The 24,802-nt window shown below is 69.9% G+C and carries 16 protein-coding genes and 1 pseudogene; 6 read left to right on the forward strand and 11 right to left on the reverse strand.

Translation table 11 applies throughout. From position 1 onward, the window contains the following. Together DT074_RS24520 and DT074_RS24525 are read right to left on the reverse strand one after the other, a co-directional pair. A pseudogene (locus DT074_RS24520) lies at positions 1 to 284 on the reverse strand (hypothetical protein); the annotation flags it as partial. Between the two features lie 461 nt (positions 285 to 745). Beyond that, on the reverse strand, positions 746 to 1,687 hold the full coding sequence (locus tag DT074_RS24525; RefSeq protein ID WP_119422513.1) for an acetamidase/formamidase family protein: 942 nt from the start codon (positions 1,685 to 1,687) through the stop codon (positions 746 to 748). Positions 1,688 to 1,788: 101 nt separating this feature from the next. Between DT074_RS24525 and rpe the strand changes: the two genes are divergently transcribed. Together rpe and DT074_RS24535 are read left to right on the forward strand one after the other, a co-directional pair. Then, on the forward strand, positions 1,789 to 2,454 hold the full coding sequence (gene rpe / locus DT074_RS24530) for a ribulose-phosphate 3-epimerase (protein ID WP_119422500.1): 666 nt from the start codon (positions 1,789 to 1,791) through the stop codon (positions 2,452 to 2,454). Continuing rightward, positions 2,451 to 4,064, forward strand: coding sequence for a heparinase II/III family protein (locus tag DT074_RS24535; RefSeq protein WP_119422501.1), 1,614 nt, complete (start codon positions 2,451 to 2,453; stop codon positions 4,062 to 4,064). Before rpe ends, DT074_RS24535 begins: the two co-directional genes overlap by 4 nt. A gap of 12 nt (positions 4,065 to 4,076) precedes the next feature. On the opposite strand, the gene purH is transcribed toward DT074_RS24535, so the two are convergent. From purH to DT074_RS24550, 3 genes are read right to left on the reverse strand one after another with little or no spacing between them, the layout of a single operon-like run. After that, positions 4,077 to 5,663, reverse strand: a complete 1,587-nt coding sequence (gene purH / locus DT074_RS24540) for a bifunctional phosphoribosylaminoimidazolecarboxamide formyltransferase/IMP cyclohydrolase (RefSeq protein ID WP_119422502.1) — start codon at positions 5,661 to 5,663, stop codon at positions 4,077 to 4,079. A gap of 30 nt (positions 5,664 to 5,693) precedes the next feature. Next, positions 5,694 to 7,631 (reverse strand): polysaccharide biosynthesis protein, encoded by a 1,938-nt coding sequence (locus DT074_RS24545; RefSeq protein WP_368744888.1) that lies wholly within the window; start codon positions 7,629 to 7,631, stop codon positions 5,694 to 5,696. Further along, positions 7,621 to 8,616: an MraY family glycosyltransferase gene (locus DT074_RS24550; RefSeq protein WP_162915181.1), complete on the reverse strand. Its 996-nt coding sequence runs from the start codon at positions 8,614 to 8,616 to the stop codon at positions 7,621 to 7,623. The genes DT074_RS24545 and DT074_RS24550 overlap by 11 nt, the downstream gene beginning before the upstream one ends. A 151-nt stretch (positions 8,617 to 8,767) precedes the next feature. On the opposite strand from DT074_RS24550, the gene DT074_RS24555 reads away from it, so the two are divergent. Continuing rightward, positions 8,768 to 9,088, forward strand: coding sequence for a heavy metal-binding domain-containing protein (locus tag DT074_RS24555; protein WP_119422515.1), 321 nt, complete (start codon positions 8,768 to 8,770; stop codon positions 9,086 to 9,088). Between the two features lie 20 nt (positions 9,089 to 9,108). Here the strand turns inward: DT074_RS24555 and DT074_RS24560 are convergent, their stop codons facing one another. Next, on the reverse strand, positions 9,109 to 10,473 hold the full coding sequence (locus DT074_RS24560) for an MFS transporter (protein WP_119422504.1): 1,365 nt from the start codon (positions 10,471 to 10,473) through the stop codon (positions 9,109 to 9,111). Between the two features lie 167 nt (positions 10,474 to 10,640). Here DT074_RS24560 and DT074_RS24565 point away from each other — a divergent pair, with 167 nt between their 5' ends. Then, positions 10,641 to 11,984 carry an esterase-like activity of phytase family protein gene (locus DT074_RS24565; RefSeq protein WP_162915182.1) on the forward strand — a complete coding sequence of 448 codons (1,344 nt, stop codon included), beginning with the start codon at positions 10,641 to 10,643 and terminating at the stop codon, positions 11,982 to 11,984. Here DT074_RS24565 and DT074_RS24570 read toward each other — a convergent pair. Further along, positions 11,981 to 16,795 carry an NAD-glutamate dehydrogenase gene (locus DT074_RS24570; protein WP_119422506.1) on the reverse strand — a complete coding sequence of 1,605 codons (4,815 nt, stop codon included), beginning with the start codon at positions 16,793 to 16,795 and terminating at the stop codon, positions 11,981 to 11,983. The two genes, DT074_RS24565 and DT074_RS24570, sit on opposite strands and share 4 nt — an antisense overlap. A gap of 216 nt (positions 16,796 to 17,011) precedes the next feature. On the opposite strand from DT074_RS24570, the gene DT074_RS24575 reads away from it, so the two are divergent. Continuing rightward, positions 17,012 to 17,734, forward strand: a complete 723-nt coding sequence (locus tag DT074_RS24575) for a FecR family protein (RefSeq protein WP_162915183.1) — start codon at positions 17,012 to 17,014, stop codon at positions 17,732 to 17,734. A 3-nt stretch (positions 17,735 to 17,737) separates the two neighbouring features. Here the strand turns inward: DT074_RS24575 and DT074_RS24580 are convergent, their stop codons facing one another. Then, positions 17,738 to 18,958 carry an MFS transporter gene (locus DT074_RS24580; protein ID WP_119422508.1) on the reverse strand — a complete coding sequence of 407 codons (1,221 nt, stop codon included), beginning with the start codon at positions 18,956 to 18,958 and terminating at the stop codon, positions 17,738 to 17,740. A gap of 108 nt (positions 18,959 to 19,066) precedes the next feature. Here DT074_RS24580 and DT074_RS24585 point away from each other — a divergent pair, with 108 nt between their 5' ends. After that, positions 19,067 to 21,025, forward strand: coding sequence for a sensor histidine kinase (locus tag DT074_RS24585; RefSeq protein ID WP_119422509.1), 1,959 nt, complete (start codon positions 19,067 to 19,069; stop codon positions 21,023 to 21,025). Positions 21,026 to 21,034: 9 nt separating this feature from the next. Here DT074_RS24585 and DT074_RS24590 read toward each other — a convergent pair whose 3' ends face one another. The 3 genes from DT074_RS24590 to odhB all read right to left on the reverse strand — a co-directional run. Beyond that, on the reverse strand, positions 21,035 to 22,399 hold the full coding sequence (locus DT074_RS24590) for an amidase family protein (RefSeq protein ID WP_119422510.1): 1,365 nt from the start codon (positions 22,397 to 22,399) through the stop codon (positions 21,035 to 21,037). Positions 22,400 to 22,442: 43 nt separating this feature from the next. Beyond that, entirely contained in the window at positions 22,443 to 23,852 is a 1,410-nt protein-coding gene (gene lpdA / locus DT074_RS24595) for a dihydrolipoyl dehydrogenase (protein ID WP_119422511.1), read from the reverse strand. A 16-nt stretch (positions 23,853 to 23,868) separates the two neighbouring features. After that, a partial coding sequence (gene odhB / locus DT074_RS24600; RefSeq protein WP_119422512.1) for a 2-oxoglutarate dehydrogenase complex dihydrolipoyllysine-residue succinyltransferase occupies positions 23,869 to 24,802 on the reverse strand: 934 nt, incomplete at its 5' end.

Here is a 24,802-nt window from a genome sequence, read left to right on the forward strand (position 1 = left end):
GCCGGCGCGATCGCCTCGGGCGGCAGCTCGCGCCGCGGCGCCGGGAGGGATGAGGGCGCCGGCCGTCCCGGCAGCGGCGGCGGCACCGGCGTCAGCCCGGCGACCTGCCGCGGCTGGTTGCTGTCAGGCGCGAGGCCGATGCCGACGCCGAGCCCCAGCGCGAAGGCCACCACCGCCGCGGCACCGATCCGCCAGTCGACCCCCTGGGCCGCCACCCGCGCAATATCGTTGCGCCAGCGTCGCGCGCGCGCCGACCAAGCCTGCTTGCGCGTCCGCCGCGCCATCCGCTCAACCCGCCGAGGTGTTCCGTGCCCCACCAATAGCCCGGTTCCGGCCATAAAAAAAAGGGCTGCCGGTGAGGGCAGCCCTAGTTGGTTTAGGGAGGAAACGCCTCGAATGAGGCGACACCTTTATATGCTGCGACGCACAACGACACAAGAGATTTTTTGCGGTGCGGTGCCCGGGCGACGGATTGTCGCGCCTTGTGTCTCAATGAGTTACATCTAAGTGATTAGTTGCTAACAGGAGAATTGCTGCATCGCAACACGACGGTGCGCCGCAAAAAGTAGCGGGACGTGCCTGCTTTGCGCGCGGCCTTCCCGGCGGCTTCCGGCGGGCTGCCGGAAAGCCTCGATTTCCGTCGAGTCGCCGGCGCTTCGCCCGTCGGTCGCCTTCCGCCGCCGGTGCCCAAATGGTGAGCGCGGACGGTCGAGTCGCAATGGCATCGCCGTTCGCGCCGGCGAAATCACACGCGGATAAGTTGTTTTTCCATCATGGCGTGGACGCCCTTGTTGCCGTCCACCAGCTGGGTGACGCGGAGATCGCAGGCGAGCGAGCAGAAGGCATAGGCATCCGCCGGCGACATCTGGGCGAGCTCACCGAGCAGCTTGATCATCTCGCGCAGCGCCTGCTTGGCGGCATCGTCGAGATCCGGATCGAGGCCGAGAGTGATCCAGTGCGTCGGCGTCTCGGCGCGCGGAAACGCGAGGCCGCTGCCTTTGCGCAGGTGGATCTCGAAGGTGCCGGACAGGCAGGTTTCGAGCGCGGTCAGATTCACCTCGCCATCGCCCTGTGCCGCATGGCCGTCGCCGACCGAGAGCAGGCCACCCGGTTCGAACACCGGCAGATGCAGGGTCGATCCGGCGGTCAGCTCCTTCAGGTCGATATTGCCCCCGAAGGCGCGCGGCTCGATCGAGCTCTGCGGTCCCCAGGCGGCCGGCGGCGCCACGCCGATCACGCCGAAGAACGGCTTAAGCGACAGGGTGACACCCCAGGGCAAAGCCGCCGTGCGGGCGGCGCGGTCGATCGGGATGGTGAGCCGGCGGGTATACGGGAAATCCTCCGGCAAGGTGCCGCGCCAGGGCCGCATCACGTTCCAGCCCCAGTCGCAGCGCAGCTCGATTTCGGCGATGCGGATCTCGAGCGAATCGCCCGGCTCCGCCCCTTCCACCGCGACCGGCCCGGTCAGGATGTGCGCGCCGAGCTTGGGCTGCAGCCGCTGATGCACCAGGCGGTGCTCCGGCAGCACCTCGAACGGCGCCGGCGGCAGCTCGTCCGGCCCGCCGGAGAGGCACTGATAAGTCACCCGGTCGCCGGAGCGGATGGTGACCACCGGCGGCAGCGCCGCGTCGAAATAGCCCCAGTGGCAGGTCTCGGGGCTGGACGGGACGACATGGTGCTGCGGCATGATCGAGAGGCTCCGGTTGCGGCAACTCACCATGCATCGCGCGCGCCCTGGCAGGAAGGCGCTTCCTTGTGATGGCGGGCGCAAGCTGATAGCAACGGCGCATGCAGAAGCCGGTGCGAATCGCGCCCTCGATCCTCTCTGCCGATTTCGCGCGCCTGGGCGAGGAGGTGCGCGCGATCGACGCCGCGGGCGCCGACTACATCCATGTCGACGTGATGGACGGGCATTTCGTGCCGAACCTCACCATCGGGCCCGCGGTGGTGAAGGCGCTGCGCCCGCATTCGAAGAAGATCTTCGACGTGCACCTGATGATCTCGCCGGTCGATCCGTATCTCCCGCAATTCGCCGAGGCCGGCGCCGACATCCTGACCGTGCATCCCGAGGCCGGGCCGCATCTGCACCGCTCGCTGCAATCGATCCGCGCGCTCGGCAAGAAGGCCGGCGTCTCGCTCAATCCGGCGACGCCGGTCGAGGCGGCGCTCGCCGTGCTCGACATGGTCGACCTGGTGCTGGTGATGAGCGTCAATCCCGGCTTCGGCGGCCAGAGCTTCATCGCCTCGCAGCTCGACAAGATCGCCCGGCTGCGCGCCGCGATCGATGCGTCGGGACGCGAGATCGACCTCGAAGTCGATGGCGGCATCACGGCGGAGACGGCGAAGCTCGCCGTCAAGGCCGGCGCCGACGTGCTGGTCGCCGGCACGGCGAGCTTCGGCGGCGGGCCGGCCGCCTATGCCGGCAATATCGCGCGGCTGCGCGCGGGACCATGAGCGCCGACGTGGCCCTGCCCCGCGCTCTTGTCGCCGCAGTCGCCACGACGCCCGTCTATCGCTGGCTGATCGACCGCCACCCGCCGCATGCGCTGGCGGCGACGCCGGCCGATCCCTGGCCCGGCGACGCCGCGGAAGCCGACCAGATCTTCCAGGGCCGGTTCCGCTTCGCCGGCGAGGAAGTGCGCGCGCCGAACCAGCCGCCCTGGCATCCGCGCGATGTCGGCCCCGCCTTCATCGCGCGGCTGGAGGGCATGGCCTGGCTCCGCCACTTTGCCGCGGCCGGCGGCGACACCGCGAGGCGGCATGCGCGCGGCCTGGTCGGATCCTGGATCTCGCTGCATCCGCAGGCGACCGGCATCGCCTTCGCAGCCCCGGTCGTCGCGCGGCGGCTGATGGCCTTCATCGGCCACTTCCACTTCCTGGTCGAGGATGCCGAAGAGGGCTTCGTCCTGGCGCTGCTGCGCAGCATCAACGCCCAGGCGCGGTTGCTGCGCTGGACGTCTTCGGCAGCCGAGCCGGGCGCGGGGCGCATCGCGGTGGGCAGCGCGCTGGTCATCGCCGGCATCGCACTGCCCGACAGCGGGCCCATGCTGCGCAGCGGCCTCGCGCTGCTGGAGCGCGAGATCGCGGCGCAGATCCTGACCGACGGCACCCATGTCTCGCGCAATCCGAGCTTGCATCTCGCCGTGCTGCGCGACCTGGTGGCGGCGCGCGAGGCGCTGATCGGCGCGGCGCAGGACGTGCCGGAAGTGCTGCGCAACGGCATCGACCGGCTGGCCCCGGCGATCCGCTTCTTCCGCCACGGCGATGGCGGGCTGGCGCTGTTCCACGGCGGCAAGGAAGCAACGGCGGCCGAGATCGAAGTCGCGCTCGGCAAGGCCGACGCGGCCGGCAAGGCGCCGGCGAGCCTGCCCTATGGCGGCTTCGAGCGGCTGGCGGTCAAGCGCACCATCGCCATCATGGATACCGGCACCGCGGCGCCCGGCATCGCCGCGCATGCGAGCCCGCTCGCCTTCGAGCTGTCGATCGGGCGGCACCGGGTGATCGTCAATTGCGGCGCCAGCGAGCGCGTGGGCGGCGACTGGAACCGCGCGCTGCGCGCCACCGCGGCGCATTCGACCCTGACGGTCGAGGACGCGGCCTCGATCGAGCTCGACGCCGAAGGGCGCCAGGCGGGCGCGCCGCCGAACATCGCGCTGGAGCGGAACGAATCGGCCGGCGGCCTATGGCTGGAAGCGCGGCATGACGGCTATCTCGCGCGCTTCGGCCTGTTGCATCACCGCCGGCTGTATGTCGATCCGGACGGCGACGACATCCGCGGCGAGGACCGGCTGATCGGCGCGGCCGGCGCCGGCAAGCGCTTCGCCGTGCGCTTCCACCTGCATCCGGGCGTGCATGCCCAGCGCACCGCGGACGGCCGCGCCGCGCTGCTCCGCCTCGACGGCATGGGCTTCCGCCTGCGCATCAGCGGCGCCGAGCTCGGCCTCGAGGAAAGCGTCTATCTCGGCCAGAACGGCCCGCCGCGCCGCACCGAACAGCTCGTCCTCTCCGGCCGCACCGACGGCGAGGAGACGGTCGTCAAATGGGCGCTGCGTAAGGAGGCGTAACGCCCTCGGCCGTCAGTGCCGGAAGTGGCGCATGCCGGTGAGGACCATGGCGAGGCCAGCTTCGTCGGCGGCGGCGATCACCTCGTCGTCGCGGATCGAGCCGCCGGGCTGGATCACCGCCGTGGCGCCCGCCTCCGCCGCCGCCAGCAGGCCGTCGGCGAAGGGGAAGAAAGCGTCGGAGGCGACCACCGAGCCCTTGGCCCAGGAGCCCTGTTCGCCCGCCGCCCTGGCCGCATCCTCCGCCTTGCGGGCGGCGATGCGGGACGAATCCACACGGCTCATCTGGCCGGCGCCGATGCCGACGGTGGCGAGGTTCTTCGCATAGACGATGGCATTCGACTTGACGTGCTTCGCCACCCGGAACGCGAACAGCAGATCGTCGAGCTCGGCCGCGGACGGCGCCCGCTTGGTGACGACCTTGAGCGCCGCCTTGGCGACACGGCCCGAATCGCGGCTCTGCATGAGGAAACCACTGGCGAGCGAGCGGAAGGTGACGCCCGGCGCCGCCGGATCGGGCACGCCGCCGGTGAGCAGCAGTCGGAGATTCTTCTTCTTAGCCACGATGGCCTGCGCTTCCGGCGTGGCGTCCGGCGCGATGATCACCTCGGTGAAGATGTCGGCGAACAGCGTCGCCGTCTCGGCATCGAGGATGCGGTTGGCGGCGATGATGCCGCCGAAGGCGCTGACCGGATCGCAGGCCAGCGCCTTGCGATAGGCGTCCGCGAGGCTTGCGCCCCGGGCCACGCCGCAGGGATTGGCATGCTTGATGATGGCGACCGCCGCGCTTTCCTTCGGATCGAACTCGGCGACCAGCTCAAAGGCCGCGTCGGTATCGTTCAGGTTGTTGTAGGACAGCGCCTTGCCCTGCACCTGGCGCGCGGTGGCGATGCCGTGACGCAGCGGCGGCGCGGCATAGTAGGCGGCCTGCTGGTGCGGGTTCTCGCCGTAGCGGAGCAGTTCCTTGCGCTCGCCCGCGAGCACGACGCGCTCCGGGAAAGCCTCGCCGAGCTGGTCGGCGAACCAGCGCGAGATCGCCGCGTCATAGGCGCCGGTACGGGCATAGGCCTTCGCCGCGAGGCGGCGGCGGAAGTCGAGGCCGGTCGCGCCGCCCTTCTCCGTCATCTCCTTCCGAAGCGGCGCGTAGTCCGTCGGATCGACAATCACCACCACGCCGTCGTGATTCTTCGCCGCCGAGCGGATCATCGCCGGGCCGCCGATGTCGATGTTCTCGATCGCCTCGTCGAAACCGGCACCCTTGGCGACCGTGGCTTCGAACGGGTAGAGGTTGACGCAGAGCAGGTCGATCTCGCCGATCGCGTGCTTCGACATCGCGTCCCGGTGCGACGCAAGGTCGCGGCGGCCGAGCAGCCCGCCATGCACCTTCGGATGCAGAGTCTTCACCCGCCCGTCCAGCATCTCCGGGAAGCCGGTGTAGTCGGCCACTTCGCGCACCTTCACGCCGGCATCGGCAAGCGCCTTGGCCGAGCCGCCGGTGGACAGGATCTCGACGCCCCGTTCGGCCAGGAATCGGCCCAATTCCACCAATCCGGACTTGTCGGAAACGGAAATCAACGCGCGGCGCACGGGACGGTCGGTCATGGTCTGCTGGCCTGGGAAGTGGCGGTTTCTTCAGCTCTGCGAGCCCGCGGCGCGGGCGTCGCCGACGGGGGCGGTATAGCCCGGGACGATGCGATGGAGGAGTCCTTTCGTCTCTTCCGCGAGCCCCGCGCGGGCGGCCACCGTGAGCTGTTCGATCAGAGGCGTCAGCAGGGCATGCTCGATCACCCGCGGCGCGGCGAGCAGGATGCCTTCCACTTTCGTGCGGCTCATCGGTTCGTCCTGATCCTCGAGCGTCTCGTGCAGCTTCTCGCCAGGCCGCAGGCCGGTATAGACGATGCCGATCTCGCGCTCCGGCACCTTGCCGGCGAGGCGGATCATTTGCCGTGCCAGGTCGGCGATCCTGACCGGCTCGCCCATGTCGAGCACGAAGATCTTGCCGCGGGCCTCGCTTTGCGGGCCGAGCGCGGAGGCAAGCAGGGTCAGCTCCACCGCCTCGCCGGTGGTCATGAAGAAACGAGTCGCTTCCGGATCGGTGACCGTGAGCGGGCCGCCGCGCGCCAGCTGCCGCTGGAACAAGGGCACGACGGAGCCGGCCGAGCCCAGCACGTTGCCGAAGCGCACGACGACGAAGCGCGTGCCGCCCTTCGCCGCCGCCTTGATGTCGAGCGCCTGGCAATAGAGCTCGGCCACGCGTTTGCTGGCACCCATCACGCTGGCCGGCGCCACCGCCTTGTCGGTCGAGATCAGCACCATGGCCGCGGCGCCGATCTCCTGCGCGAGATCGGCGACATTGCGGGTGCCGAGCACGTTGGAGAGCGTGCCCTCGGCCGGATTGTCCTCGACCAGCGGCACGTGCTTGAAGGCGGCGGCGTGGAACACGAGTTCCGGCCGTTCCACCTGGAAGATGCCGGCGAGCCGCGCGCGGTCGCGCACATCGGCGAGATGGGCGCGACGCGGCAGCGCCGGCGCCGCCTCGGCCAGTTCGAGGTCGATGGCGTAGAGGTTGTATTCGCCGTTATCGACCAGCGCGAGACCGGCCGGGCCGAGGCCCGAGATCTGGCGGCAGAGCTCCGAACCGATAGTGCCGCCGGCGCCGGTGACCAGGACGCGCCGACCGGCAATCAGCGCCTGCATGGCGGCGCGATCGAGCTCGCGCCGTGGTCGGCCGAGCAGGTCCTCCACATCGATGGGACGGATTTCGGCGGCGCCGTCGCGCCCCTGCAGCTCGGTCGGCGCCGGGCTGCGCGCCAGCGCGAGGCCGAGACGATCCGCCTGGTCGAGCAGCCGGCGCGCCTCGGCACCGCGGACCAGGGGCGTGGTGATGACGAGCTTTTCCGGCCGCACGCCGCGCGCCGCCAGCTGCGCCACCACCCGGCCGAGATCGTCGAGGCCGCCCAGAATGCGCACGCCGTGAATGTCGCGGCCGATATCGCGGGCGCGCGGATCGATCAGGCCGACGATGCGCCAGGACGCGACGCGACGGCGATCCAGCGCGGCAATGAAGGCGGCGGCGCCGGCGTCGGTGCCGAGCAGCAGGATCGGCACGCGCTCGCCCGACCGGCGGTCGAAGACCAGCCTGAGATTGCCGTCCTTGTAAGCGCGGTAGAGCAGCCTGGGCCCGGCCAGCAGAACGACCAGGATCGGCCAGAGCAGCAGCAAGGCCGAGCGCGGCAGGTCGGCCAGGCGCGTGGCCACGAAGGCGACAGGCAGGAAGACGAGGATCGCCAGGCTGACGGCGCGGGCAATGGCGGCGAGGTCGCGCCAGGAAGCGAAATGCCAGAGCCCGCGATAAAGGCCGGTGAGGAAGAACACCGCCAGGCTGATCGCCGCGAAGCCGAGCGTGCCCTGCCAGAACTCGAACGGCCCGACGGGATGGTCGAGGCGCTGATAGGCCACGGCGATCGCGACCTCGAAGGCGACCGCCGCCATGACCGTGTCATGCGCCATGACCGTCGCGACCCGGCGATCGAAGCGACGGCGGAACTGGCGGAATTCATCAAGCAGCATCGCCCACCCTGCGCGCGGCCTGGGCGAGATACCACAACATCGCCAGCACGATAAGGCTGCCGGCCGCGAGCGCCGGCCAGGCAAGCGCCGGCGCCGCCGCGGTGACGGCGGCCAGCGCGACCAACAGGAGCTTCGCCGCGAGAATCCGGCCCAGCACCGGCGCATGGCCGCCGAGGGCCACGGCACCGCGCTGGTAGAAATGCGCCCGGCCCGCAATCCAGACGCGGTCGCCGCGCGCGAGCCGCAGCGCCAGCGTCAAGGTCGCATCGCCGAGGTGATAGAGCGGCAGCAGCAGCGCAGCGGCCCAGAAGCCGTCGATGGCGAGCCTGAGCAGCACCCAACCGACCAGGAAGCCGAGACCGATACTGCCCACATCGCCGAGGAAAATACGTGCCGGCGGCCGGTTCCAGGCGAGGAAGCCGATCGCCACCGCGGCCAGCACCAGCGCCTCGAAGACGAGCCCGTCGCCGCGTCCGCCGATCGCAAGCGCAAGCGCCGCGCCGGCGCCGACGGTCGTGGTGGCGACGCCGCTCAAGCCATCGATGCCGTCCATGAAGTTGTAGAGATTGATGAACCAGAGCCACAGAACGAACGAGGCCGCGCGATCCGCCGGCAACGGCAAGGCGCCCTGAAAGACCAGCGCATCGGGGGGCAGCAATGCCAGCGCCGACCCGACGACGGCGACCTGCACCGTGAGGCGAAGCACCACGCCGAGCCCGCGCAGATCGTCGAGCCAGCTGATGGCCGCCAGCAGCAGCGCGAGCGAGGCCGCCACCACGTCCGGGCCGGCGCCTCGATTGAGCGCCACCCAGGCCGCCACGGCGACCGGCACGACCACCAGCCCGGCGCCGCGCGGCACCGGCGCCGCATGGCTCGACCGCGGGTTCGGCCGGTCGAGCACGGCGCGCCGCTCCAGCCAGCGCTTGAGCGGCAGCATCAGGATCAGAACGGCCAGAAGGGCGAGGCCGGCGACGAGCCAGGGCATGCGGCAGGATCTTTCCTCAGGCCGTGGTATTAGAGGCAGCCTCGGCCCGGGGAAAGGGCCGCGTCGCCGAAGCCGCCTGAGGGAGCCGCCGCCGATGTCGAGCCCGTGGAACAATGCTGGAAGCACTGCCGGCCAACCGCCGCAGGGCAACATCGTGGTCACCACCACGCCCAGCATCGAGGGCCGGCGCATCCTCAGCTATCACGGACTGGTCAGCGGCCAGGCGATCCTGGGCGCCAACGTGTTCCGCGATCTGTTCGCCTCGATCCGCGACTTCGTCGGCGGGCGGGCCGGCGCCTACGAGAACGTGCTGCGTGATGCGCGCGAGACGGCAATCGGCGAGATGATCGCCGAGGCCGAGCGGCTCGGCGCCCATGCGGTGGTCGGCGTCGACCTCGACTACGAGACGGTCGGCCAGAACGGCTCCATGCTGATGGTGACCGCCACGGGCACTGCGGTCAGGCTCGGTTGAGAATCAGACTGGGTTGAGAATCAGGCAGGGCCGAGCTTGGTCGCCTGTTCCTCGCGGACCAGCATGGTCAGCGCGAAGCCGACGGCGAGAAACGCCAGAATGGAGGCGATGCCGACGCGCTGGCTGTCCGACAGCTGGGTCAGCGCGGCAATGACGGCCGGCGCCAGAAAGGCCGTCGCCTTGCCCGACAGGGCGTGCAGACCGTAGAACTCGCCGATCATCTCGGGCGGGGAAAGTCGTGCCATCATGGTGCGGCTGGCCGCCTGCATCGGGCCGCCGCAGGCCCCGATGATGACGCCGAAGACCAGGAAGATGCGCTCGGCGGTGCTGGCGAACAGCCCGTCATTCGGGTTCGGGCCGTCGACCGCGATGCTGAAGAACACGCTGTCCCGCGTCATTGAGACGATGCCGAAGGCGGCGACCATCAGGCCGACCGTCGCCACCTGGATGGTGATCTTGGAGCCGAAGCGATCGTCGGCGCGGCCGCCCAGGAAGGCGCCGATGGCGGCGATAACATTGAGCAGGATGCCGAACAGCCCAAGCTCGGTGATCGACCAGCCGAAGATGCCCGCCGCATAGATGCCGCCGAACACGAACAGCGCGTTCAGACCGTCATAGGAGGCCATGCGGCCGAGCAGGAAGATCAGGATGTTGCGGTAATGGCGCAGTTCGCGCAGCGTCGCCACCAGCGCCTTGAGGCCCTTGCGCATGGCCTCGTCATAGTCGCGCGTGCGGCGCGGCGTGTCCGGCGTGAACAGGAAGAGCGGCGCTATGAACAGCATGATCCACACGGCCGTGAACGGACCGACGATGCGGGCATGTTCGTGCGTCGACTTGTCCAGGCCGAACAGCGGCTGTTCCGGCAGCGAGAAGCCGCCGAGGATGATGCCGAGCGTGACCAGGCCGCCGAGATAGCCGAGCGCCCAGGCGCTGCCCGACAGCCGGCCGATGCGGTCCTTGGGCACCAGGCCCGGCAGCATGGCGTTGTTGAACACGATGGAGCATTCGGCACCGACGGTGAGCGCGACCACGGCCAGCATGACGAGCAGCAAGGTCCCCGTCGGCGCGTTCGGCACGGCGAACCAGAGCAATGCCGAGGCCACGATGCAGACGACCTGAAAGGCCGCGATCCAGGGCTTGCGCGGCCCGGTCTGGTCGGCGATGGCGCCGAGGACCGGACTCAGCACGGCGATCATCAGCCCGGCCATCGATTGCGCATAGCCCCAGAGGGCCTGCCCTTCGACCGGGTTGCCGACCACGGTGGCGGCGAAATACGGCCCGAAAATGAAGGTCGAGATCAGGGTGAACAGCGGCTGGTTGGCCCAGTCGAACATCGCCCAGCCGAAACGCCCGAGCCGGCCGCCCCCGTCACCTGACCCGGTCATGCCACCCTCCCGGCGAATCGGGCCCAGAATAGCCGGCGCTGCGCCCTTGCGCAGATCCTTGGCCCGACCCGCCGCGAAGAATTGAGCGGATCGGCCGTGCGAACCGGTTGTGCCGCGGTCCGAGGCCGGTATCTTGCGCGGAAGCTCCGCCGATGGGAGGCGCATGGATGCGTGGCAAGCCGCTTCTGCCGATGCTGGCTATCGTCTTTGCCTGGTCCTGGGCCTTGGCGCTGCCCGCCGGGGCACAGACGGACGTGGAATGCATCGGCGTCAACGATTCCACGACGCTCGATGCGAAGCTGCTCAAGCAGAAGCTGAAGGGGCCGGTCGGCAATGCAAAGCAGATCGCCGTCGCCGCCACCGCGATCCCGGCCACCGGTATCGAGATGCCGCCCGGCATCGCGCTGAAATACGCGGCGCGCCTGACCGCCGACGCCGATGACGGTCATTTCTGCTGCTGGTCCGCGCTCTGGATCGCGCCGGATGGCAGCGAGCTGAAAGCTGTGTCCGACAACGGCAAGTGGATGGTCGCGCCGCTCACGCAAAAGCCGGACGGCACGCTGGACGATCTCCGCGCCACGATCGGCGATATGCGCTGCGACGGCCAGGGCAAGCTGGTCTCCGACAAGGAGCGGCGCGAGCAGGATGCGCCGGAGAGTATGGGCCGGCTCGCGGACGGCAGCTGGCTGGTCGGCTTCGAATGCGGCGAAAAATGCGACGGCGAGGAGCGCGCCAGCCGCCGGGCGCATCGCATCCGCCTCTATCCCGCCGGCAAGGAGGCGGAAGGGCAAGGCCTGGCCGGCGCCCCGCTGGTGCCGAAGCCGGTGCCGGTCGACCTGCAGTTCCAGCCGCCGGATCGCGGCCCGGAGGGGCTGACGGTGCTCGACGGCGACCGCGTGGTGGTGTTCAGCGAGAACTACTACTACCGCCCGCCCAACAGCCAATGCGGCGCCACCAAGGCCTGGGTCAGCCGCAAGGCCTGGGGCGAGATCGAGCGGCCGACCGAATGGGAGGACATGCGCTATCCGCTGCAGCGGTTTGCGAGCCAGGCGGCCGACGGAAAGGGCGGCGAGACCTGCTACGAGATCGCGGGCATCGCCCGGCTGCCGATCGGCACCGATGCCTTCGTCATCCTGGAACGCCGCTTCGAGCGCGACGACGTGATGCATGTGCGGCTCGCGCTCACCAATCTCGCCGAGCTGCGGGCGGGGATCGAGCCGAAAACCATCTTCTCGCGCAGCGAAGGCAAGGGATTGCCGCAGCCGCGCCTGCTGCTCGACAACTTCGAGGGCATCGCCACGGCGCCGATACCGGGCGGCGCGGCGATCTGGCTGCTATCCGACGATAACGCCGATGCCGACTGGCAGAAGCCCTGCGCGGCCGGCAGCGCCGCGGAGCCGGTCGGCTGCCAGCGCACGCTGCTGCTCCGTCTCGACTATCTGCCCGACGCCGATGCGCGCCGCCAGGGCGGCGGCGCGGACGCCCTGGCGCCGCAGCCGAGCCGCGACTAAGCCCCGAGCGAACGCACCGCGCGGTTGGCGATGGCGAGCCGCGCCGCATCGACGGTGGCGCCGGTCCTGAACTCGGCGACGATCTGGCGCAGGCGGTCGAGACCGGCGCCCTGGTTGCCGAGCCATGATTTGACCGCGGCATCGGGATCCAGGCCATTGGCCTGGCGCAGCACCGCCGCGGTGAGCGCGCGATGGCGCGTCTCCAGCTCGTCGACCGCGGCGGACGCCGCCAAGCGCTGCCAGGGATCGGCGGTCTCGCTCGCCTCCGCCGCCTGGCGCAGCCAGTCGAGACCGAGATCGGCGCCGATCGCGTAGTGGATGCGAGCCGCGCGCTCGACCGGCTGGCCCGCCTCGCGGGCGGCGTCGATCACGTCGAGGCCGGCGACCAGCAGCGGGAAGCCGGCGACGGCGCGGGCGAGATCGGGCGGCAGGCCCTGGGCGGCGAGGCTGGCACCCTGCACCGCCACGCTCTCCGCCGCGCCGGATGCCACCACCTGGTCGAGATGCTGGCGCAGGTTCGCGATACCGGGACCGTAGGCGTCCAGGCTGCGCACGATGTCGGCATGGCCCTCGCGGCGGGCGAGCAGGCGAAGCGTCGCCTTGCGGAGAAGCGCCGCGGTGGCGCCGAGCACGGCGATCTGCGCGCTCGCCGGCACCTGATTGTCGAGCGTCTCCACCGCGTTCCAGAGCGGGCGCAGCGCAAAGATCTCACGCGCCGCCACATAGGCGCGGGCGATGTCGCCGGCGGTCGCCTCGATCTCGTCCTGGATCTCCTGCACGAACGTGACGCCGGCGCGGTTGATGATCGAGTTGGCGACCGAGGTCGCGATGATCTCGCGGCGCAGGCGATGCCGGGCGATGGCATCGGGGACCCGCTTGCGCAGCGGGCGCGGGAAATAGCGAGTGAGATCGGCGGCGAAATAGCCGTCTTCCGGCAGATCGCTGTCCAGCAGCGCGTCGTACAGCGCCATCTTGGCATAGGCCAACAGCACGGCGAGCTCGGGCCGGGTCATCGCGTGGCCGTCCTGCTGGCGCTTGGTGATGGCGGGATTGTCGGGCAGGAACTCGACCGTGCGGTCGAGCCGGCCGCGCCGCTCGAGCCCGCGCATGAACCGGCCGAGCAGCGGCAGCGACCGCGCGCCCTGCGCCTCGGCGACCGAGAGCGCCTGGCCCTGCAGGTAGTTGTCGCGCAGCACCAGCTCGCCGACCTCGTCGGTCATCTCCGCCAGCAGCCGCTCGCGCTGCTTCGCCGTCAGCTCGCCGTCGGCGACCACGGCATCGACCAGGATCTTGATGTTGACCTCGTGGTCGGAGCAGTCGACGCCGGCGGAATTGTCGATCGCGTCGGTGTTGATGCGGCCGCCCCTCAGCGCGTATTCGATGCGGCCGCGCTGGGTGAGGCCGAGATTACCGCCCTCGCCCACCACCTTGGCGCGGATGTCGCGCCCGTCGATACGGACCGCATCATTGGCCCGGTCGCCGACCTCGGCATGGCTCTCGGTCGAGGCCTTCACATAGGTGCCGATGCCGCCGTTGAACAGGAGATCGACATTCGCCATTAGGATGGCGCGGATCAGCTCGTTCGGCGTCAACGTCTCCGATTCGATGTCGAGGGCGCGGCGCGCCTCGAGCGACAGCTTGACCGATTTCGCCTTGCGGTCGAACACGCCGCCGCCCTTGGAGATCAGCGCCGCGTCGTAATCCGCCCAGGAGGAACGCGCGAGCTCGAACAGGCGCTTGCGCTCCTGGTAGCTGCGCGCCGCGTCCGGTGCCGGATCGATGAAGACGTGGCGGTGGTCGAAGGCGGCGATCAGGTGCGTATGCGGCGATTGCAGCATGCCGTTGCCGAACACGTCGCCCGACATGTCGCCGACGCCGACGGCGGTAAATGGCTGGGCCTGGATGTCGCGACCCATCTCCCGGAAATGCCGCTTCACCAGCTCCCAGGCGCCGCGGGCGGTGATGCCCATCTTCTTGTGGTCGTAGCCGGCCGAGCCGCCGGAGGCGAAGGCGTCGCCGAGCCAGAAGCCATACTCGGCGGCGACGCCGTTGGCGATGTCGGAGAAGGTGGCCGTGCCCTTGTCGGCGGCGACGACGAGATAGGGATCGTCGCCGTCGCGCCGCACCACATCCGCCGGCGGCACAATGGCCTGCCCCTGGCGGTTGTCGGTGATGTCGAGCAGGCCGCGGACGAAGGTCTTGTAGCATTCGATCGCGTCGGCCAGCACCGCCTCGCGGCCCTGCTCCGCCGGTGCCCGCTTGGGAAAGAAGCCACCCTTGGCGCCGACCGGCACGATGACTGCGTTCTTCACCATCTGCGCCTTCATCAGGCCCAGCACCTCGGTACGGAAATCCTCGCGCCGGTCCGACCAGCGGATGCCGCCGCGCGCCACCTTGCCGCCGCGCAGGTGGATCGCCTCGACCCGCGGCGAATAGACGAAGACCTCGACGAAGGGCCGGGGCAGCGGCAGCTCGTCGATCGCGCGGCTGTCCAGCTTGACGGCGAGGCAGTCCTTCGGCCCGCCATCGGCGCCTTTGCAGTAGAAGTTGGTGCGCAAGGTCGCGGCGATCGCGTTGAGCAGCCGGCGCAGGATGCGGTCCTCGTCCAGGCTCGTCACCGCCTCCAGCGCCTGCTCGATCGCGACATCGCTGCGCGTCGCGATCAGGTCGGACTGCGCCGCCTGGGCCGGATCGAACAGGCCGTGGAACAGGTCGACCAGCAGGCGTGCGATGCCGGGATTATGTGCCAGCGCGTCCTCGATATAGGCCTGACTGAACGCGATGCCGGTCTGCCGCAGATACTTGCCATAGGTCCGGAGGATGCCGACCTCGCGCCAGTCGAGGCCGGCGAGCAGCACCAGGCGGTTGAAGCCGTCATCCTCCATCTCGCCGGTCCAGATCCGCAGGAAGGCCTGCTCCAGGCGATCCTTCAATCCGGCGATGTCGGCCTGCGGCGCGGTCGTCTCGAGCCTGAAGTCGTGCAGCCAGACTTCCGGCCGGTCGTCCGCCGGCCGTACCTGGAACGGTTCCTCGGTCAGCACGCGGAAGCCGATATGCTCCAGCATCGGCAGGCAGTCCGACAGCGCCACCGGGCTGCCGCGGCGATAGAGCTTGAAGCGCATCTCGCGCTCGCTCGCTTCCAGCGGGCGATAGAGATTGACGCCGAGGCCGAGTTCGCCGGCCAGCACCGCCTCGACCTTACCGATATCGGCCAGCGCCATCTGGGCGTCGAAGCGGTCGCGATAGCCGGCCGGGAAGGCGGCGCCGTAGCGGCCGAACAGCCGGACGCCGACCTCTTCGCCATGCGCCTCGGTCAGCGCCGCGGCGAGGCCGTCGGCCCAGGAGCGCGCGGCGGCGACGAGGCGCGCCTCGATCTCGGCGGGATCGACATCGGCCGCGCTGCCCGGCGGCAGCGCCACGGTGAACTGAATGCGCGCCAGCGGGTCGTCGCCGCCCATCTGGGTGTGGAAGCTCGTCAGCTTGCCGCCGAAGGATTCCTCCAGGATGGCGCCGAAGCGCATGCGGAGTGCCGTGTCGTAGCGGTCGCGCGGCGCGAAGACGAGGATGGAGACGTAGCGGCCGAACTCGTCACGCCGGGGGAACACGCCGATGCGCGGACGCTGGTAAAGCAGCAGGATGCCATGCGCGATGTCGTGAAGCTCCTGTTCGCCGATCTGGAACAGCTCCTCGCGCGGGAAGGTCTCCAGGATGTTGAGCAGCGCCTTGCCGTCGTGGCTCTGCGGCTCCAGCCCCGCGCGCTCCAGGGTGCGCTTGACCTTGCGCCGCAGCAGGGGAATGTCGCGCGGGTTGCGGTTATAGGCGGCGGACGTGAACAGGCCGACGAAGCGCCCCTCGCCCACCACATTGCCCGCCGCGTCGAAGCGCCGGATGCCGACATAGTCGAGCAGCGCCGGCCGGTGCACCAGCGAACGGGCATTCGCCTTGGTGATGATCAGCAACTCGCGTCGCGACAGAAAATTCATCGCTTCCGGCGTCGACGGCGAGAAGCCGTCGAGGCCGACCATCACCCGCCGCTCGGGGTCGCGCATGATGCCGAGACCGGAACCGGCGACGATGCTCATCGGCCGCTCGGCCGCGTCGATGAAGTGCACGTACTCGCGGTAACCGAGGAACGTGAAATGGTTGTCGGCCATCCAGCGCAGCAGCGCGATCGATTCCTCGATCTCGTCGCCGCCGAGCGGCGGCGGATTGGCGGCGATATCGGCCAGCGCCTCGTCGAGCTTGGCGAGCATCGGCCGCCAATCCTCGACCGAGGCGCGCACATCCCCGAGCGCCTCGCCGATGGCCGCTTCGACGCGGCCGAGCGCCTCCGGATCGGTCTGTTCGTCGACCTCGATATGCATCAACGATTCGGGGCGCGGCTCGCCGGCCTCCTGGCGCCGTCCCTCCGCGTCGCGCGCGATGCGCGCCACCGGATGCACCAGAAGATGGATGCCGAGCCCGAGCGATTGCAGCGCCATGGTCACCGAATCGACCAGGAACGGCATGTCGTCGTTGACGATGGCGAGCACGGTGTGGCGGCAGGTCCAGCCGTCGCGATCGACCCGGGGGTTGTAGGCGCGGACGACCGCCGTCCGCGGCGGCCGGCGCTCGGCCAGCTTCCACAGGCTGAGCACGGCGCCGTACAGCGTCTCGACCGGACGGCCGAGCACGTCCTCCGGGGCCAGCCGCTCGAAGAAACGCTCGGCGAAGCCGAGCACCGGCGCGGCCGTGCCGCCCAGTCGCTGGCGCAGCTGCGCCGTCACTTCGCCAGCCCGCTGATTGGCCTGCTCCCGCCTCGACTGACGCATCTCCACCCTCTTTGTCGTTGCCACGGCATTGGCCGGCGCGCCGCATGCTCCGCCCGATTTTAGACCGAGTTCGTGACAGAGTGCGGCAGCAATACGGTTAAGCGAACCTGACCCGATTCGCGAGATTGGTGCGCGCCGGCACAGCCGGGCCGTTCGGGGCGTTCTAACATCCGTCCCATGCGCGGAATATCCATGCTGCGGTGCGGTAGAAACCTTGTGGTCGCCGCCGCCCTGGCGTTTGCTGCCGTATCGGCGGCGCAGGCGGGCGACATCGGCACGGTGCGGGAGGTGTACGCCACCGCCTTTCGCACGCCGCCCGCCGGACAGCGCGCGCCGGTTACGCTGCGCGCCGGCCTGGCGCAGGACGAACGCATCGAGACGCTGACCGACGCCGCCGTCGGCATGCTGTTCGCCGACGACACGACCTTCCGGGTCGGCCCGGATTCGAATGTCGTGCTCGACGCCTATGTGTTCGATCCGGCGTCGAACCGCGGCCAGGTGGCGATCCGCCTGGCGCGCGGCAGCATGCGCTTCATCACCGGCCGGATGGCGAAGGACGGCGTGCGCGTGTTCACCCCGTCGGTGACCATCGGCGTGCGCGGCACCGATTTTGCGGTGCTGGTCTATCCCGGCGGCGTGACCGACGTTCTGGTGTTCGATGGCAGCGTGCTGATGCAGCCGCTGCAGGCGGCGCAGCCGGTCGTGCTGTCGCCTGGCCAGTACGCGCGCGCCGCCGGGCCGGCGGGACCGGTGCAGATCTTCGGCCTGCCGCCGTCCAACCGGGGCGGCTTCATCGGCGTGAGCGAGATCGATCGCCGCATCGCCGGCCGCAACCCGCCGGCACCGCAGCCCTTCGTACCGCCGCCGACACCGATGATCGTCCCGATGCCGGCGCAGCCGGTGCAGCCGCCGACACCGCAATATCCCTTCGGCCGGTAGCGGTCAGGCGCGGCGGGCCGGCAGGCGCATGACCACGGCGGCGCCGGCGAGGCTGAGCGCGGCGCTGGCGAGGATGGGCAGGTCGTAGGAGCCGGCGAAGTCGTAGGCGTAGCCGGCGAGCGTCGGCCCGAGCAGCGTGCCGAAGGCGACCGCCGAGTAGTAGACGCCGATGATCGCCGTGATGCTGCGGCCGGCGAAGTGATCGGCGGCCAGCGCCGGCGCCAGCGCGACGAAGCCGCCATAGCAGCTGCCGAAGACGAGCGCGAACACCGCCAGCAGGGCGATCGCGGTGGTGGACCACCACAGCAGCATCATCGCCGCGATGCCGAGAAAGCAGAGCGCCATGGCCGGCTTGCGGCCCAGCCGGTCGGCCAGGAATCCGACCAGGAAGCGGCCGCCCAGGCTGCCCAGCCCGATCAGGCCGACGAGCCAGACGGCGACCGCCTCGCCATGCCCGGCATCGCGGGCATAGGCCGCGAGATGCACGAAGGGTATGAAGATGCTGAACGAGACCAACACGGCCGAGAGATAGAGCCGTCGGAAGGCCAGCGTCGCCAACGCATCGCGAAGGCTCGGCCCCGCTGCCATCGCGGCGGCGTGCGGCAGCGGCGGATCGCCATCGGGCCCGAGCCCGCGCGCGGCCGGATTCGCTTCGATCAGCAGCGCGGCGCCGAGACCGACCACGGCGGCGATGACGGCGAGGCCGAGATAGGCACCACGCCAGCCATACGCCTCGATCAGTGCGCTGGCCACCGGCGGCGCCAGCAAGGTGCCGACGCCGATGCCCGACACCGCGATGCCCGAAGCAAGCCCGCGCTGGCGGACGAACCAGCGCTGCACCGCCCCGATCGCCGGCACATAGGCGAGCCCGATGCCGATTCCGAGACCCAGCCCGTAGAGCGCATAGACCTGCCACAGCTTCGCGGCGAGCCCCGTCAGCGCCAGCGCTACGGCGACCAGCAGGATACCGGCAACGACGATGGGCCGGGGGCCGAAGCGGTCGGCCATCGCACCGCTGATGCCACCGATGCCGAAATAAAGGAACCCCGCCAAGGCGAAGACCAGCGAGGTGTCGCCGCGGGTGGCGCCGAATTCCGCCGCCAGGGCAGGAAAGAACGCGGCAAAGCTGTAGGCCATGCCGAAAACGACCAGCAGGACCGCCGCCGCAGCGGCCACCACGATCCAGCCGTAGAACACCCCTCCCCGGGCGGTCGCAACACTCATCGCCCTTTAACCTTTGTATGTTTCTGATGACACATTACCCTGTAGGCGGCCGCCGCGACGCGGCGAATGCCTGATGGCGATCGTATTGTAGCAGCGGGGGCGCATTCGGTGTCTGAGGTCCGTGCGATTCATCGGACGGGCGCGCAGCGGCGCAACCCGGAGCAGCGCCCTGCGCTCGACCTCGCCGCCGCGCACCGCGCCCTGCGAACGGGCCTGGAAGCCTTCGCCGTCACCGAGGATCTGGACCGAAGCCTGGTCGACGAGCTGCCGCGCCTCGCCGCCGCGACGGGCGCAAGCCATGCCTTCGTGGTGCGGCGCGACGGACACGAGGCATTGTTCGACCAGTTGCAGCGCTCGCTGCCCCTGCAGGGCCCCGTCGGCGCCTGTCCCGAGGGCCTTCGCGCCGCGCTGGGCACAAATGGCGCCACGCTGGTCCTTCCGATCCGCAGCGGAAATGAAATCTGGGGCGTGATCGGCATCGAGGATGCCGACGCCGGCCGCAGCTTCGGCGATGGCGAGGCCGACATACTGGCCATTCTGGCCACCGCTATCGGCGCGGCCGCGCAGCGCATCGCCGCGTCGCGCCGCTTCGCCGCCGAGCAGGCCCGGTTCGAGGATCTCACGCTGGCCGCGTCCGACTGGTACTGGGAGCAGGATGCCGATCTGCGTTTCACTTTCATCGCCAAGCGCCGGGACGGCATCAATCGGATCGATTCGACAGACCTTATGGGCAAGACGCCCTGGGATGCGAATGCCGGTGTAACCAGCCCTGAGGCCTGGGCGCGTCACCGCGACGATCTGTCGGCCCGGCGACCGTTCGACGACTTCCGCCTGCTGCGGCGCAGCCCGGACGGCGCGGAGTACATGGTCTCGATCAGCGGCAAGCCGGTCCACGACGCCGACGGCCGGTTCATGGGCTATCGCGGCATGGGCCGCGACATCACGCCCCTGGTCCAGGCCGAGCGCCGCGCCAGCACAGCCCAGACCATGCTGCGCAACGCGCTGGAGGCGCTCGGCGACGCCATCGTGATCTACGGGCCGGATTGGCGGCTCAGCGCCTACAATCAAAGCTTCGTCGCGATGTTCCCGCATCTCCGGTCGCTGGGCGAGCTGCGCGGCAAGCATGTGAGCGAACTGAGATCGGCCGCCCAGGGCGCCGGGCTTCGGTTCGACCAGAGCCCGGTCTCGGCGAACGCCGATTCGCTGCGCGACGTGCCGTGGACCGACGAGGTCACCCTGCCCGACGGGCGCATCATCGTCATGCGGAACTTCCCGACCGAGGGCGGCGGCTGGGTCGGCATCCGCGCCGACGTCACCGCCTCGCGGCGGCACGAAGCGGAACTGCGCCACGCCAAGGAGCTGGCCGAGAGCGCCAACCGCGCGAAATCGTCGTTCCTCGCCAATATGAGCCACGAGCTGCGCACGCCGCTCAATGCGGTGATCGGCTTTTCGGAACTGCTCAAGAACGAGATCTACGGCCCGCTCGGCTCCGACCGCTACCGCGAATACGCGACCGACATCCATTCGAGCGGCATGCACCTCCTGGAGCTGATCAACGACGTGCTGGACATGTCGCGGATCGAGACCGGAAAGTTCGTCGTCGCGATCGAGGACATCGCGCCGACCAGCATCACCGAGGACGTGGTGCGCCTGATGATGGTCGAGGCGCAGCGCAAGGAAATCGAGCTGCATACCTCGATCACGCATGAGACGCCGCGGATCCGCGCCGATCGTCGCGCGCTGCGCCAGATCCTGTTCAACCTGCTCTCCAACGCCATCAAGTTCACGCCGGAGCACGGCGAAGTCTCGCTCGATGCCAGCATCGACGGCGAGTTCCTGCACATCTCGGTCGTCGATTCGGGCGTCGGCATTCCCAAGGCCGACATCCCGCGGCTGGCCAGGCCATTCGAGCAGGTCGCCAATGCGCTGACGCGGGCGACGCATGGCTCCGGCCTCGGGCTGGCCATCTCCAAGGCGCTGGCGGAGCTGCAGGGCGGCCGGCTGGAGATCGAGAGCGAGCTCGGCCGCGGCACCACGATCAGCGTGTGGATGCCGCTGGCCGGCTGAGGGCGAACGCTATCCCGCCAGCCCCTCGCGCTGCAGCAGGCCCGCGAAGGCGATCGCTGTGCGATCCTCGAACATGCCGGCGATGATCTGCACGCCGATCGGCAAGCCCTCCCTGGATTTGGCGACGGGCATGCAGGTGGCGGGCAGGCCGGGGAAGGTGGCGACACCCGGCCAGCCGATCTGGGCGCCGTAGCGGGTGGCCTCGCCATCGACCGTGAGCGTGCGCGCCGCCCAATCGGGAGTGTCCTCGTGCGGGAAGGCGGGCACGCCGAAGGGCGGCGCCAGCACGACATCCACCTCGGCGAACACGGCGCCCCAGCGCCGCGCAACGCGCATCTGCTCGTCCTGCAGCTCCATCCAGGCATGCGCGTCGATCGGCGTGGCCCCCGGCGCGCCGCGCGTGGTGATCGCCATCAGCATCCCGGTATAGGCGCCGTGCGCCGCGGCGAGATCGGGGAGATCGCTCGCCTTGCGCACCACCCGCGCACCGGACCGCGCCAGTCGCTCCGCCAGCCCGTTCACCGCGTCACGGACGGCGGCGTCGGTCGGCGCGACGGGATGCGCGTCAAGCACAAGCACCCGGTATTCCGACAGGGCGCGATGACGCGGCGGCGGGAGGTCCAGGCGATAGCCGCTGCCCGGCATCGGACCCGCCAGGACATCGAGGGCGACCGACAGGTCCTCGGCGCTGCGCGCCATCGGGCCGACGACCGCGAGCGGCACCTCGATTCCGTCGGTGCCGGGGAAGCCATGGCCCTTCAACGGCACGATGCCATAAGTCGGCTTGTGGCCGTAGACGCCGCACATATGCGCCGGCACGCGGATCGAGCCGCCGATATCGGAGCCGAGCTCGAGCGGCACCATGCCGGCCGCCAATGCGGCCGCGGCGCCGCCGGACGAGCCCCCCGGCGAGCGCGCATGGTCATGCGGGTTCACGGTGCGCCCGTAGATCGGATTGGCCGCCTGCCAGTCGGCCAGCGCCACCGGCGCGTTGGTCTTGCCGAGGATGACGGCGCCGGCCGCCTTGAGCCGCGCCACGGCGACGGCGTCCTCGCGGATCGGCAGATCCTTGAAAGCGGCGATGCCCCAGGTCGTCGGCAGACCGGCGACGTCGTTCGATTCCTTCACCGTCATCGGCACGCCGCAGAGCGGCAGCGCGGCGACGCTCTCCCGCCGCGCGTCGAGCGCCTTGGCGGCGGCGCGGGCGCGCTCGAAATCACGCACCACGACGGCGTTGATCGCGCCGTCCGATCGTTCGATGCGCGCGATCGCCGCGTCGCAGGCCTCCAGCGCGGAGATGGCCCCGTCCCGAACGGCGCGGGCCGTGGCCACGGCGGTGGCGGCGCCCGGATTGACGGCTTCTGATGTCGGCATGCCCGCCCCTCCCCTGATGCGTGTTCGCCCGCCGGCTACGGCGTCAGAGATTGACCTGCCGGCCGGTCACCATCAACGAGGCTTCCTTGACCGCCTCGGCCAGGGTCGGATGCGCATGGCAGATGCGGCCGATATCCTCCGACGAGGCGCCGAACACCATGCCCATGGCGAATTCGTGGATCAGCTCGCCGGCCATCGGGCCGACCACATGGGCGCCGAGCAGGCGGTCGGTCCTGGCATCGGCCAGCACCTTCACGAAGCCCTCGGCATCGGCATTGGCGCGGGCCCGGCCATTGGCCGAGAACGGGAACTTGCCGGCCTTGTAGGCGATGCCGGCCGCCTTGAGTTCCTCCTCGGTGCGGCCGACCGCGGCAACTTCGGGCCAGGTATAGACCACGCCGGGAATGACATCGTGATTGACCACCGGCTTCTGGCCGGCGATCAGCTCGGCGCAGGCGACGCCCTCGTGCTCCGACTTGTGCGCCAGCATCGGGCCTTCGATCACATCGCCGATCGCCCAGATGCCGGATACGGAGGTCGCGAAATGGCCGTCGGTGACCACGCGGCCGCGGTTGTCGATGGCGATTCCGGCCTCCTTCAGGCCGAGGCCGTTGGTGTAAGGGCGGCGGCCGATGGCGACCAGCACGATATCGGCCTTCACTTCCTCGGCCGCGCCGCCGTTCACGGGCTCCACCGAAAGCGCGACGCCGCTTGCGCCGCTCTTCGCGCCCGTCACCTTGGCGCTCAGGCGGAACTTCATGCCCTGGCGCGTCAAGGTGCGCTGCATCTGCTTCGCCACCTCGCCGTCCATGCCGGGCAGGATGCGGTCGAGGAACTCGATCACCGTCACCTCGGCGCCGAGCCGGCGCCAGACCGAGCCGAGCTCGAGGCCGATCACCCCGGCGCCGACCACCACCATGCTCTTCGGCACCTGCGGCAGCGCCAGTGCGCCGGTCGAGGAGACGATCTTCTTCTCGTCGATGGCGACGTTCGGCAGCGGCGTCACCTCGGAGCCGGTGGCGATGACGATATGCTTCGCCGTCACCTTCGACTTCGCGCCGTCGGCCGCGGTCACTTCGACCTCGCCCGCCTTGACGATGCGGCCGGTGCCCTGGATGCGCGTCACCTTGTTCTTCTTGAACAGGAAGTCGATGCCGGCGGTCGATTGCTGCACCACCTTGTCCTTGCGCGCCAGCATGGCGGCGAGGTCGAGGCCCGGCGCCGCGACCTTGATGCCGTGCTGGGCCAGGCCGTGCCCCGCTTCCTCGAAGAGATGCGAGGATTGCAGCAGCGCCTTGGAGGGAATGCAGCCGACATTGACGCAGGTGCCGCCGAGCGTCGCGTCCTTCTCGACGCAGGCCGTCTTCAAGCCGAGCTGCGCCGCCTTGATGGCGCAGACATAGCCGCCGGGACCGCCGCCGATGACGACGACGTCGAAGCTCTGATCCGCCATAGCTGCGCCTTTCGCCCTAGAGGTCCAGCAGGATGCGCTGCGGGTCCTCGATGCATTCCTTGATCCGGACCAGCGCCGTCACCGCCTCGCGCCCGTCGACGATGCGGTGATCGTAGGACAGCGCGAGATACATCATCGGCCGGATCTCGACCTTGCCGCCGATCACCATCGGCCGGTCCTGCACCTTGTGCATGCCGAGGATGGCCGATTGCGGCGGGTTCAGGATCGGGGTCGACATCAGCGAGCCGTAGACGCCGCCATTGGAGATGGTGAAGGTGCCGCCCTGCAGTTCGTCGAGCGTCAGCTTGCCGTCGCGGGCGCGGCGGCCGAAATCGCCGATCTTCTTCTCCATCTCGGCGAAGCCCATCCGGTCGGCATCGCGCAGCACCGGCACCACCAGGCCCTGCGGCGTGCCGACGGCGACACCGATATGGTAGTAGTTCTTGTAGACCAGATCGTCGCCCTCGATCTCGCCGTTCACCGCCGGCAGCTCCTTCAAGGCGACGATCGCCGCCTTGACGAAGAAGCTCATGAAGCCGAGGCGGACGCCATGCTTCTTCTCGAAGACGTCGCGGTAGCCGTTGCGCGCCGCCATCAGCGCCGACATGTCGACCTCGTTGAAGGTGGTCAGCATGGCGGCGGTGTTCTGCGCCTCCTTCAGGCGCTCGGCGATGCGCTTGCGCAGCCGCGACATGCGCACCCGCTCCTCGCGGTCGGCGAAGGGGCGCGGACCGGTCGGCGCCGCCGGGCGCGCGGCCGGTGCCGGCGCGGCGGGACGGGCTTCCATCGCCGCCATCACGTCGCCCTTGGTGACGCGGCCGTCCTTGCCGGTGCCGGGGACGGCCGACGTGTCGACGCCCTGCTCGGCGGCGAGCTTCGCCGCGGCCGGGAAGACCGACGCGGCGGCGGCCGACGAAGCGGAGGCTGCCGCGGCGGCCGGCTTGGGCGGC

Origin of the sequence: Desertibaculum subflavum (genome assembly GCA_003576705.1) — a bacterium.
GTDB classification, from domain to species: domain Bacteria; phylum Pseudomonadota; class Alphaproteobacteria; order Ferrovibrionales; family Ferrovibrionaceae; genus Desertibaculum; species Desertibaculum subflavum.